General features: G+C 41.5%; 12 protein-coding genes. All 12 read right to left on the bottom strand.

Features of this window, described 5'->3' with window-relative positions; translation table 11 throughout:
• Positions 1-80: 80 nt before the first annotated feature.
• The 12 genes from Q4A91_RS01905 to Q4A91_RS01850 all read right to left on the bottom strand — a co-directional run bounded on the left by Q4A91_RS01905 (position 81) and on the right by Q4A91_RS01850 (position 12,624).
• Positions 81-569, bottom strand: coding sequence for a DUF6773 family protein (locus Q4A91_RS01905; RefSeq protein WP_303204348.1), 489 nt, complete (start codon positions 567-569; stop codon positions 81-83).
• Positions 559-768: a helix-turn-helix transcriptional regulator gene (locus tag Q4A91_RS01900; RefSeq protein ID WP_001107495.1), complete on the bottom strand. Its 210-nt coding sequence runs from the start codon at positions 766-768 to the stop codon at positions 559-561. Before Q4A91_RS01900 ends, Q4A91_RS01905 begins: the two co-directional genes overlap by 11 nt.
• Positions 769-965: 197 nt before the next feature.
• Complete coding sequence (locus tag Q4A91_RS01895; RefSeq protein WP_303204347.1) at positions 966-1,376, bottom strand: GNAT family N-acetyltransferase; 411 nt, start codon at positions 1,374-1,376, stop codon at positions 966-968.
• A gap of 99 nt (positions 1,377-1,475) precedes the next feature.
• Entirely contained in the window at positions 1,476-2,840 is a 1,365-nt protein-coding gene (locus Q4A91_RS01890) for an amino acid permease (protein ID WP_303204346.1), read from the bottom strand.
• A gap of 76 nt (positions 2,841-2,916) precedes the next feature.
• The gene (greA, locus tag Q4A91_RS01885; protein ID WP_000818765.1) at positions 2,917-3,399 is read right to left on the bottom strand and encodes a transcription elongation factor GreA; all 483 of its coding nucleotides are present in this window, start codon (positions 3,397-3,399) and stop codon (positions 2,917-2,919) included.
• Between the two features lie 62 nt (positions 3,400-3,461).
• The gene (gene mltG / locus Q4A91_RS01880; protein ID WP_303204345.1) at positions 3,462-5,213 is read right to left on the bottom strand and encodes an endolytic transglycosylase MltG; all 1,752 of its coding nucleotides are present in this window, start codon (positions 5,211-5,213) and stop codon (positions 3,462-3,464) included.
• 74 nt (positions 5,214-5,287) lie between these two features.
• The gene (locus Q4A91_RS01875; RefSeq protein WP_303204344.1) at positions 5,288-5,791 is read right to left on the bottom strand and encodes a GNAT family N-acetyltransferase; all 504 of its coding nucleotides are present in this window, start codon (positions 5,789-5,791) and stop codon (positions 5,288-5,290) included.
• Positions 5,788-6,255, bottom strand: coding sequence for a GNAT family N-acetyltransferase (locus tag Q4A91_RS01870; RefSeq protein WP_303204343.1), 468 nt, complete (start codon positions 6,253-6,255; stop codon positions 5,788-5,790). Before Q4A91_RS01870 ends, Q4A91_RS01875 begins: the two co-directional genes overlap by 4 nt.
• A 9-nt stretch (positions 6,256-6,264) precedes the next feature.
• Positions 6,265-7,599, bottom strand: coding sequence for a UDP-N-acetylmuramate--L-alanine ligase (gene murC, locus Q4A91_RS01865; protein ID WP_303204342.1), 1,335 nt, complete (start codon positions 7,597-7,599; stop codon positions 6,265-6,267).
• An 11-nt stretch (positions 7,600-7,610) separates the two neighbouring features.
• Positions 7,611-8,222, bottom strand: coding sequence for a cystathionine gamma-synthase (locus Q4A91_RS01860; protein WP_303204341.1), 612 nt, complete (start codon positions 8,220-8,222; stop codon positions 7,611-7,613).
• A 47-nt stretch (positions 8,223-8,269) separates the two neighbouring features.
• Entirely contained in the window at positions 8,270-11,365 is a 3,096-nt protein-coding gene (locus Q4A91_RS01855) for a DEAD/DEAH box helicase (RefSeq protein WP_303204340.1), read from the bottom strand.
• Positions 11,366-11,457: 92 nt separating this feature from the next.
• Positions 11,458-12,624 carry a MalY/PatB family protein gene (locus tag Q4A91_RS01850; RefSeq protein ID WP_303204339.1) on the bottom strand — a complete coding sequence of 389 codons (1,167 nt, stop codon included), beginning with the start codon at positions 12,622-12,624 and terminating at the stop codon, positions 11,458-11,460.

Here is a 12,624-nt window from a genome sequence, read left to right as displayed (position 1 = left end):
GTATTCTACCACTTTCACACCGTCCGATAAATTAGTACTATTATAACACATTTTACTGAGATTGATAAAAAGCTAACAAGCTATTCTCCATTCTCAAGTTCATCCATATCTTGCTCAAACTTTTTTTGGGCCCATTCGCCATAACTTTTAAGGCCGAGATTGCCGATAAAAACCCAAGGAAGGTAAATCAGATAAGTAAGGACCCAAGCAGACAAATATTTAACGTTCAGAGGATTGTGCTGATAAATTTCGATATTGAATTGATAATTCTCCAACATCAAGAGAGTCGTAATAGCGAGAGTTACCAGCAAACACCCTCCAATCGTAAAATGAAAACGACTATAGTAGGTCACTCCAAGTTGTCGTGCACGATTGAAAAAGAAGAAAATTCCTAAAAGAAGGGTAACCAGAAGAATATTAGGATTAAAAAGAGCAGGTGCTAATACAGCCACCAAATAACTTAGCAGAATAAGCCCGATAAACACATTAAAAGACTCTGTCCCAGCTTTGTTCATCAGTTGTTCTTCTCTTTCGTCTAATAATTGATAATAAAAAAATCTATTTTTCATCTTCTTCCTCCCAAAATAATTGGTCTAGGGTTTTCCCTAAACATCTGCAAATGGACTGACAGAGCGAGAGACTAGGATTGTATTTCCCAGCTTCAATCAAGCCTATAGTCTGCCTAGTAACACCCACAGCTTCTGCCAAATCCCCTTGTGTTAAATCAAGCTCCACCCGAGCTAATTTTAATTTTAAATTTTTAGCCACTAGCGTCCTCCTTCAAAATTTTAAAAAGTTGCGCTTCTTTTAAAAACATTATATCATATATCTGACTTAATGCAATATATAAATGTTATTTTGTAAGATTTTTTTAACAAAAAACTCTCTACCATCTTACATGATAAAGAGTATTCGTTCTTTTTTGATACTTAGCTAAGTTCCTCTTCAAAGGAAAGAAGTCTAGGTCACAAATCCTTTTGGTAATAGTATCTTTGCCCTGTGCAGGGATAGTCTTGCAAGGTAAAGACTTCCTTGTAACCATGGCTTAGATAAAAATCTGGTGCTTGAAACTGGTAAGTATTTACGAAAGCAAAACGACAGTTTCGATTCTTGGCTTCATTTTCTGCTCGCTGCAATAGTTTTGAACCGATTCCTTGTCCCCTCAATTCCTCTTTCACAAACAAATATTCGATTTCCAGCCAATTTCCAAAAGTCTCAGCTACTAATCCTGCCATGAGATTGCCCTTTTCGTCTTCGACATAAAGGTTCAGTGGCTCGCTTTCAGCCTCTTCTATTTTAGAACGATTATAAGCACGAATCAAACCCCCTATTTCTTGCACTTTATGCGACTCCTTATTTTCCAATCTAACGTGCATCCAAACCTCCTAATAAGCTACTACAGCTTGATTATAGTCTTATTTCGATGGACTGTCAAACTAGAAAAACTCACCAAACAGAGTTGATGAGTTCATGATTTATTTTCTAAATTTCCACTGACTATAAATCCCAAAAACAAGGATCCAGATGGCAGAACCAACTGCCCCCATGAAGGTAGACTCTTGCAAAAAGAGAGTCACAAAAACAAAGACAAAAAAGAGAATGGTTAGGGGATTAAGCAAGCGATACTGAGGCATGAGGTAGCCATCAGCCATGAAATCTTGTGACTTGCGGTATTTGAGATGGGCCACCATTATCAAGATATAAATCGCGATGTAAACACCTGATGAGGATGCGGTGATCAAAGCAAAGGCATCTGAAACACCTGGTAGCACATTGATAAAAGCAGCGAGAGCAATCAAGATCGCTGAGGCGATGATGGCATTTTGTGGAACATTGTGGCGAGAAAGGGTATCGACTTTGATGGCCTTTAAGAAACGATTGGGCGAATCATGGGCAATCTGATATAAGTGTCTCCCTGTTGAGTAGAGGGTTGAATTAAGCGCAGACGCTGCTGAGGTCAAGACAACAAAGTTGATTAGAGCCGCTGCCCACTTGATCCCTGCCAGTTCAAAAACCGTTACAAAAGGAGAATCTGAAGAATTAAGATAAGACCAAGGAATAATGGCCATAATCGCAATGAGAGCTCCCCCATAGAAGAAGATAATCCTGAGAGGAATTTCCTTAACAGCTTTAGGCAAGACCTGACGAGGGTTCTTTGTTTCAGAAGTTGTCACCCCGATAAACTCAATCATCAGATAGGCAAAAAATACCATTTGAAAGGCCATGACAAAGTTCATAACTCCGTTTGGAAAAAGAGAGAACTGGTCGCTGATATTTGCCAAACTTGCAACACCATGCGGTGTCTTAAAGCCTGTCAAAACCATAAAGACCCCAGTGGCAATCATGGCTAAAATCGCCACAATCTTAACCATAGCAAACCAAAACTCGACTTCTCCAAAGAGCTTAACCGCAATCAGGTTGACCAAAGCCAAAATCGTTAAAAAGACAAGCTGAATCATCCAGCTAGGCCAGGTTGGAAACCAGAAGCGAACATAGTCTGAGATGGCAGTGATTTCTGCCATACCGATAAAGACAACTGATAACCAATAAGACCAAACTGAGAAATATCCCCAGCCTTTCCCCAAATGACGGGTGATAAAGTTGATAAAGGTATGTTGTTCTGGATCTTGATACAGCATCTCCCCAACAGCCCTCATCATCAAAAACATAAAGGCTCCTGTAATCATGTAAATCAGGATGATGGAAGATCCTGTAAGGCTGATAGAGCGACCAGCACCTAGGAAAAGTCCAGTTCCGATTGTTCCTGCAATGGCCATCACCTGAACATGGCGATTGGTTAAACCACGTTCCATTTTGTTTTTCTTCTTATTTTCAATCATATTGTCTCCTATTTATCCAAAAAACCAAAAAGGAGTTGAGCAAGGCAAAACCTTCACTACTCCTTTTTCATCCTATTTAGGCTGTTTTCTCAACCTTTAAGATTTTGACATCATAGCTACCAACTGGTGTTTCAATCGTTGCAGTATCACCAGTCTTCTTGCCAATCAAAGCACGGCCAATCGGACTTTCATTTGATACTTTACCAGCAAAAGCATCTGCACCTGCAGAACCGACGATGATGTAGACCTCTTCTTCGTCTTCACCAACTTCTTGGATTGTTACTGTTTTACCGATTGCTACCTCATCTTGGGCAACTGCATCGCTATTAACAATTTCAGCATAGCGAATCTTTGTTTCTAGACTTGAAATTTGTCCTTCAACAAAAGCTTGTTCATCTTTCGCTGCTTCATACTCACTATTTTCTGAAAGGTCTCCATAGGAACGAGCAATCTTGATACGCTCTACGACTTCAGGACGTCGAACGAGTTTCAACTCCTCTAATTCTTTTTCTAGTTTTTCCTTTTCTTCAAGGGTCATTGGGTAAGTTTTTTCTGCCATTTTTTTAACTTTCTTTTCTATTTACTTTTTTAAAACAAAATTATGTGGAAAACCACATAATTTTAGTTTGAACTACTTGCTTGAGGTAACTTGCTATTAATATGCTCTGCAACGTTTTGATCATGTTCTTCTTTTGTTGTTGCAAAGTATACTTTACCATCTTCTACATTGGCTACAAAGTACAAGTACTCACTCTTTGTCTGGTTTACACTTGCTTCAATCGCATCCGAACTTGGGCTATCAACCGGTCCAGGCATGAGACCAAGGTGTGTGTAAACATTGTATGGTGAATCAATCGTTGTATCAATTCCAGCGTCATCTGCTAAACTAATCTTTTGACCAAGTTTTCCTTGAGCATATAGGATAGCGATATTACTTTGAAGTGGCATACCGGCATTCAAGCGGTTATAGAAGACACCTGCGATTTTCTTGCGGTCTTCGGTCTTAGCACCTTCTTTTTCGACAAGAGAAGCAATGCTGAGCAATTCATTAACTGTCAGATTCTTTTCTTTGATTGTAGCGTAATATGGTGACATAGCCTTATCCATAGCAGCTACCATTTCATCAATCAAATTTTCAACAGTTGTACTGTCTTTGATCGTATAGGTTGCTGGGAAAAGGTAGCCTTCAAGACGATAACGAACGCCACTGTCTTTTGTTGGAAGACTTCCAAGTAGGTTTGGATACTTGGCTACTAATTGTGAGATAAAGGTCTCATCTTGAGCTTTTGCCAAGAAAGCATCCGCAGTAAGAGGTTCTTTAAATTCACCTTGAAGTTGTCCTACTGTTTGAGCGATTTGCTCCAACGTATAGCCTTCTGGAATTGTCAAGTTTGCAAGAACAGGTGCCTGAGCTTCAGGAGTCCCACCTTTTTGCAATTCTTGAATCAACTCATCCGTACTCATACTCTTCTTCAAGTTGTAATAACCTGACTTCAAGTTGGCATGACTATAGTATTTAGCATAAAGGCTAAAGATAAGTCCATGTTTAACCAAACCAGATTTTTCCAAAGTGCTTCCAATTTCTTGAACATTTGCACCGTCTGGGATTTGAACCGTTACGTAATCCTTAGAGCTCGCATCCACAGGTTTCAAAGAATCTTGCACATAACCATAACCAAAATAACCACCAACTGCAACGAGTACTAGGAGAACTAGAACTGTTACTAGGAAACCTTTAGCTTTTGATTTTTTCTTTTTCTTAGTTGATGCTGCACCTTGACGACGACTACGACGTGGAGCATCAGCTAATCCACTGCTAGATTCTGTAGAAACAGGCTCTACTCTTTCAGGCATTCCTGGGGTGATTTCCTCTTTCTTGTCTTCTGTTTTATAGGTTACGGCAACCTTGGTTGGAGTGTCGTTAAATTCTTTTTCTTCGGGTTTAAGCTCAACTGGTTCTACATTAGGTTGAACGGGTTCCACTACAGGTTCTTCAGCCAGATGAATCGGCTCTACCAGAGGTTCTTCAGATTCTACAACTTCAATCTTGTCGATGATTGGCTGTCTAATCTCTTTCTCTTCTTGGTCATCCGTTTCATCAGTTCTAGCACTTGAAAGTGGAGGAACACTTGGTGCATTCTTTAGAATTTTATCGACAACAGACAAGGAATCGGCCATCAACTCTTCTGTTGATGTTTCTGGTTCAAGATCTGAAGGAGTTGCTGAACTAGCTTGAGATGATGAAGCCGTCAGATTTGGAATCTCTACTTCTTTCCTTCTTCTATCTTGTTCTTTTACTCTTTCTAAATCACGTAGAATCTGCTCTTTAAAGCTTAATTTTTCTTCTTCTCTTGATTTTTCAGTCAAAAGCATTACCTCCTTGTTGACAATCCATAATATTATATCTTAAAAGTCGCAGAAAAGCAACCAACTAGGGCATTCCCTAGCTAGTTTTCTTTATTTTCTGACTGCCAAACCATATCATACCATGTTTCCCCAGCAAAGCTTGACTGAGATATTCCTTCATTAACAAAGCCATGTTTTTCATAATAGGCGATAAGGTAGTCATGACATGTCAAGTTAATGCCCTCTCGTTCATGTTCTAAAGCGACTTCTTTCAGAGCCTTTAATAGTCTTTTCCCAACTCCCAAAGCTTGTGCTTCCTTGGCAATAGATAGGCAAGTCACCGAAATATAACCTCCAGGTTGATGACTATAGTCTTTTATTTTTTCTGTAAAAGACTGATCATGTAGATGGCGGTGTGGGACGACTGGACCTTCGATATAACCAAGAATACGCCCCTCTTTTTCAGCCACCAGAAAACTGGTCTGAATTTCCCGCAAATGGGCCTCAAAGACCGAACGAGGAATGGCTTCCTCCAGTGAAAAATTCTCTAGCTCTATCTCTATAATCCGATCTAAATCTGAAAATCTTGCTTGTCTGATTTTCATATTTCCTCCTGATAAAAGGGATTGGCCCAAATTAGATACCATTCAGAACCACTGCCATAATGACTCTCGGTCACTTCTTCTTCAACAAAGCCATTCATTTCAAAATATGATAGCAACTCATCAGGACTTTGCAAAAGAATACCTTGGTGATTTAGTTCGACTGTCACCTGTTTCAAGGCTGCAAGAAGAAGAGTTCCCAGTCCCTGTCCCCAATGGTCAGGATGAATAGTCAATGATTTTATTTCTATCCATTTGGGATGAATAGACTGAGCTTCTCCTAAAATATAGCCCACGAGCTGATTTTCATCCCAAGCTACAAGAAAGGTACCCGCAGTCTTGCGGATACTCTCTTCTAAGGATTGGCGGCTAAGTGTCTCTTCTGATGAAGGATTGGCTTCTTCAATCGCCAACATTTCTTCTAAATCTGATAAGGTAGCTTGCCTTATAGTGATTGGAATTTCCATCTGTTTTCCTTATTGGACGTTGCTTGTCAAGTTAGACAAGAGACGTTCAAATGAATATTCATAGGTTTGGATGTCTCCAGCACCCATAAAGACGTAAACAGCATTATCATGGTCTAGGAGTGGAGAAACATTTTCAACAGTGATAACCTGGTGTTTCTTGTTGATTTTATTGGCTAAGTCTTCTACTTTGACATCACCATGGTCCACTTCACGAGCTGATCCATAGATTTGCGCTAGATAGACGGCGTCTGCTTGATTCAATGCATGGGCAAATTCGTCCAACAAGGCAATGGTTCTTGTAAAGGTATGCGGTTGGAAGATTGCCACGATTTCCTTGCTTGGGTATTTTTGACGAGCTGCATCCAAGGTCGCAATGATTTCTGTTGGATGGTGGGCAAAGTCATCAATGATCACTGTATCATTAACGATTTTCTCAGTGAAACGACGCTTAACACCCGCAAAAGTTTTCAAGTGTTCACGGACCAAGTTCAAATCAAATCCAGCTGTGTAAAGAAAACCAATAACAGCTGTCGCATTCATGATATTGTGACGACCAAAGGTTGGAATGTGGAATTGACCCAATTCTTGTCCACGGAAATGAACGGTGAAGGTTGATCCAGTCGTAGAACGAAGGAGATCACTAGCTACAAAGTCATTGTCCTCAGCTTCAAACCCATAGTAATAGATTGGCGCATTGGCTGTGATCTTACGCAACTCAGGATCCTCACCGTATACAAACAAACCTTTGGTAATTTGTTTGGCATAGTCGTTAAAGGCATTGAAAACATCCTCTAGACTTGTAAAATAGTCTGGATGGTCAAAGTCAATGTTGGTGATGATAGAGTATTCTGGGTGGTAAGGCATGAAGTGACGCTCATATTCGTCTGATTCAAAGACAAAATATTTGGCATTGGCTGAGCCACGACCTGTCCCGTCACCAATCAAGAAGCTGGTATCTGTGATGTGAGACAAGACGTGTGACAGCATACCTGTTGTTGAAGTTTTTCCATGAGCTCCTGCCACTCCCATGCTGACAAAGTCGCGCATAAAGCTACCTAGGAATTCGTGGTAACGTTTGTAGCTGATACCATTTTGATCTGCATAGGCGATTTCAACGTTATTATCTGGACGGAAGGCATTCCCCGCGATAATCTCTACATCACCTTGTAGGTTCTTTTCATCAAAAGGAAGAATCGCAATCCCTGCCTGCTCTAGTCCACGTTGAGTAAAGTAATATTTTTCAACGTCTGAGCCTTGAACCTTATGTCCCATTTGGTGCAACATCAAGGCCAAGGCACTCATCCCTGATCCCTTGATTCCAATAAAATGATATGTTTTTGACATGCTTCTCTCCCCTACTCAGTAATTCTTGTCAGATTCAACTCTTGGGCAACCTGACGTTCCTGTTCTGTTTGCTTATTCTTTTTATTATAGATTTGACTCTTCTTTAGAAAATCGTAGTTGTTCTTTTTAGTTTTTTCCGTTTGGGTTTTCGGAGTTGGCTTCGCCACTTGGCCAACCTCCTCAGCTAAGATATAGTGAGACTGGCTCAAGTTTTTACTGAATTTGGCAAACTCACCAGGATTTTCCTTTTGAAATGGTGCTGTTGGTTGGTTTCCTTGACGAACAAGTGTTGAACCATTGTGTCGTCTAGTATGACTAACATCCTGAGTCAAATACTTGGCTGAACGTTTCTTCTTTAAGTCCGCACGCGCCTCTTCTCGAGCCAATTCAGCATACGTTTTTTCAACTTTTTTAGGTTCTGGGCTTGGCTTTGACTCCTTAGTAACCACTGGAGAAACTACGGTTTCTTCCTCATTGATAGGAGACCATTCCAAATAGTTCTTATCGCGGTAATCACCTTTGATATTGCTAATAAAGTCTGACTCATCGTACAAGTCCATGACTGGCATTTTGGTCAGCATGATCTCATCATCTGACACCAATGGAAATCGATCTTGTTTCATTTTGTATTTCCTTTCAACACTTCATTATAGCGTATTGTCTTGATTTTTCAAGTGCTGGCTTCAGAAATTCCCAAAATTTCACGAATTTCTGCCAGACTGAGACTCGCACGTGACTCCGTACCATCTAAAACTTGGGAAACCAAATGTTTCTTTTGTTCTTGAAGTTCTTGGATTTTTTCTTCAATGGTCCCCTTAGTAATCAAACGATAGACCTCGACCATCTGCTCCTGCCCCATGCGATGGGCTCGTCCGATAGCCTGGGCTTCGACAGCGGGATTCCACCAGAGGTCAACCAAAATAACCGTATCAGCTCCCGTTAGATTAAGACCAACACCACCCGCCTTAAGGGAGATGAGAAAGGCATCTCTCTCCCCTTGGTTAAAGGCCTTGGTCATCTCCTGTCTGTCATGAGCAGGAGTTGAACCTGTGATTTTGAAGGAGGTCAAGCCCAAGTCTGGGAGTTCTTGCTCGATTTTTTCCAACATTCCTTTGAACTGGGAGAAAATCAAGACCCGATGCCCACCATCAGCCACTTGTAGCAATAAATCTCGGAGACTATCCAATTTACCACTGGATCCTTGGTAATCGTCCATGAAGAGAGCTGGCGTATCGCAGATCTGGCGCAATCGCATGAGACCAGATAAGATTTCTACCCGACTTCTTTGGAATTCTTGATCGGTCACTTGCGCTAGGCGGTCTCGCATCTGTTGCAACTGAGCGAGATAGATAGCCTTCTGCTGGTCTTCCAGTTCATTTTTATAGACGACTTCGATCAGGTCAGGTAGTTCTGTTAGGACTTCTTCTTTCTTACGCCTCATGACGAAAGGTTTGATAAACTGCGCGACTCGGTCAGCCGGTAATTTCATAAACTCCTTTTTACTTGGCAAGAGTCCTGGAAGCACAATTTGAAAGATAGACCACAACTCTCCTAAATGGTTTTCGATAGGCGTACCTGACAAAGCAAAGACTGCCGGCACCACAAACTGGCGCAAACTCTGAGCAATCTTGGTTTGGGCATTTTTCATGACCTGAGCTTCATCTAAGAAGAGAAAATCAAAAGCCATCTCTTGATAAAGCTCGCTGTCTTGACGAAAGGTGGCATAGCTAGTCACATAGATTTGGTGATTTTCAGAAAGAATTGCTTCTCGATTCGCTTTCAAACCATGAACGACAGCCAAATCCAACTGTGGGGCAAATTTCCTGAATTCATCTGCCCAATTGTAGATCAAACCTGACGGAGCCAAAATCAAGATCCGACTATCTTCGGTCACCTGACTAGTCAAAAAAGCGATAGTTTGCAGTGTTTTCCCCAATCCCATATCATCTGCCAGGATGCCACCAAAACCATAGTGATGAAGCATCTGGAGCCAACGAACACCCTTTTCCTGGTAGTCTCTCAAACTCGCCTGCACCCGTATATCTCCCAAAGGAAAGTCCTCTGGATGGGTCAAATCATGAGCTAAATGCTGAAATTCTTCCGAGAAGGAAATCCTGTCTCGACCTTCAAACAACTGAGACAAACTGTAAGCTAGGGATTTCCGAGCGTGAAAAGAACCATCTTTTAGCTCAACCCCCAGTTCCTGCAAATTTTGACGAATCTGCTTGGTTTCCTCATCAAAAAAGTACACTTGGTCAGAAGAACTGATATAGAAATCCTGATTGCTGGCCAGGGCTTTAAGAGCTTGATCAATCTCTTCTTGGTCAATTCCTTGGAAATCAAATTGGATTTCCAACAGTCCTCTCTTGGACTCAATCTGAACCTGAGGAGCTTGGACGCTGTAGAGCTGATTCATCTCATCAGACAAGAAAACCTGGCCCAACTTCTCAAAAGCTGGAATCGTATGGTGAAAGAAAGAATAAACTGCCTCTGGCTTCAAAGCCTGTCTCCAAGACTGAAAATCAGCCTCAAAACCAGCTCCTAAACAGGCTTGAAATAGTTGGTCTTCCAAGACGGCATCGCTTGAAAATGGTAATTGTTCCAGCTGTTGACGACTAGTCACCTTAACATCTCCATAGTCAAATTGGATATCCAAACGGATACGGCCGTCATCCTCCCTATCAAAGTAAAAGATTGATAAAAAGGGTCTGATTTGCAAGCGCTCAGGAGCAGAAACTGTTCCTAGCTGTCCAAATAAAGGCAGACAGGCGGCTAGGCGGTCACGATCACTGTTGTCAAACTGGAGGAATTTTCTCCCTCTTTCCTCCTTAGGAAGCTCCTTGATTTCCTTTAGCAGGCTGATTTGTTTAGGATTTAAGAGATAAAGATTCCCCTTACGAAAGAGAACTGCCCCTCCATAGAATGCGTTAACTCGCTCACTTTCAGAAATCTCCATCTCAAAATAATCGGGAAACTCCTGCACAGAAAAAGAGAAAAGGTTTGCTTCTGGATCTAAATCATGAAAGAGAAGATTTTCATAACTAGTAATCTGGTGCTCAAAATGAAAATCTTCCAAGTTCATCAGCAACTCCACTCCCTGCTCAAAAAAGGTCAGAGGGAAAAAGAGGTGACGACCTTGATTGGGGAAAAAGAGGTCTTGACTCAGTCCCTCCTCAATCAAGCCACATAAAAAAGTAAGAACTTCTTGACTAGCTGTATCAAAAGCATCCCAAGACAAGTCATTTTCATAGTGTTTCCCAATCATATATGGCTTTCGATGGACCAAGACCTTCAAAAAGAGAGGGATGTCACGAATGACATAATATTTTTGACTATCAACTAAACCGATTCGGAGAGTCCAAAGGAGGCGATTGGTTCCAGCTTCTACCTGGCCTTGAGACGACAAAGTGTAGATTTTTTCTCTCTTCTGAGTTTGGATACGCTCCAAAAAACTACCGCCAAAACTAACCTTGGTTTCGACCTCTTCTTGCTCTTCATGTCCTTTTTCTAAGGCTTGTAAAATCACCTGGCCTTCTTCATCATTTTTCAGATAATGCTCGAGCGCTGCGAGGTGAACACAGTAACCTCTTTTTTGGAAAAAATCGCAAGCACAAAAAACCAGATCATCCTCTAAACTGTAGCGCAAGTCTTCTCCCGCCACACGAGTATAGAGGCGATTCCCTTTTTCCTTGATAATCTCAATGTTGCCTGTTTCATAGAGTGTAACACCCTCCATGCGCAACTTCCCCGGAATCAATTTAGCCATAGTTACCCCTTTATCTTATCTTTTCATTATACCACATTTTCCCCTACGAAAATAGCCTTCTAGGAAGACTTTTCTCCTAGAAGGCTCGATTTTTAAAGTGTAGCAAAAGTGGTCACGATGCGTTGGCAAACCTCTTCCAGTACGGACTTCGGCATAGCCACATTGAGGCGGGCATGAAGAGTTCCCTCCTCCCCAAAGTCCAAACCTCGGTTCAAGATCACCTTGGCTTCATTCTTCAAAAGCTCTTGCAAGCGGTCATCCGTTAGGTCATAGGCTGAAAAATCAAGCCAGATCAAGTAGGTACCTTGTGGTTTCATGACCTTAATCTTGGTTTCTTTGCCTAAAATATCCACTACATAGTTAATGTGGTCCTCGATGACTTCTTTTAACTCTCCTAACCAGTCCTTACCATAACGGTAGGCAGCTTCTGTCGCCAAATATCCCAAGCCTGAGATTTCATGTTGGTTATTGGCAAACTGGCGTTTTTGGAAAGCCACACGAAGCTTTGGATTTTCAATAACTGCATAGGAATTCTTGGTCCCAGCAATATTAAAGGTTTTAGTGGAACTACTCAAGATAAGGGCAAAGTCTTTAAAGGCGGGATCAATGGTGTTAAAAGACTGGTGTTTGTGACCAAAGAGGGCCAAATCTTGGTGAATCTCATCTGAAACAAGCAAAACACCGTGTTTTTGGCAGAGATGTCCAATCTTTTCTAACACTTCCTTTTCCCAAACACGACCACCAGGATTGTGGGGATTGCAGAGGATATAAAGTTTCACATCCTCTTCCACCAATTCCTTCTCTAACTGGTCAAAGTCAATCTCAAACAGCCCATCCTTTTCCACTAAAGAATTGGTAATCAATTTGCGATTGTTCAGTTTGACACTGCGGGCAAAAGGTGGATAGACCGGTGTGTTAATCAGAACAGCCTCTCCTTCTTTTGTAAAGGCTTGAATAGCTGTTGAAATAGCTGGTACCACTCCCTCTATAAAGACGAGGGCATCCTTGTCAAAGTGATAGCCGTGTTGTGAGGCTTCCCAGTCCTGAACCGACTGAATCAAAGCATCACTGGCATAAGTATAGCCATAGACCAACTGATCTGCGTAGGTTTTTATAGCTTGTCGAACTTCAGGCAAAACCACAAAGTCCATATCCGCTATCCAAGCTGGTAGAACTTCGCGATCAGCTTCCGCTTCTTTCCATTTATAGGTATGGTGCCCAAAACGATTGGGCAGGCTTGTAAAATCATATTTTCCCAT

Source organism: Streptococcus sp., from assembly GCF_030528045.1.
In the GTDB taxonomy this organism is placed as follows: domain Bacteria; phylum Bacillota; class Bacilli; order Lactobacillales; family Streptococcaceae; genus Streptococcus.
The sequence above is the reverse complement of the archived record's forward strand: the minus strand, read 5'-3'. Positions and strand labels throughout refer to the sequence as shown.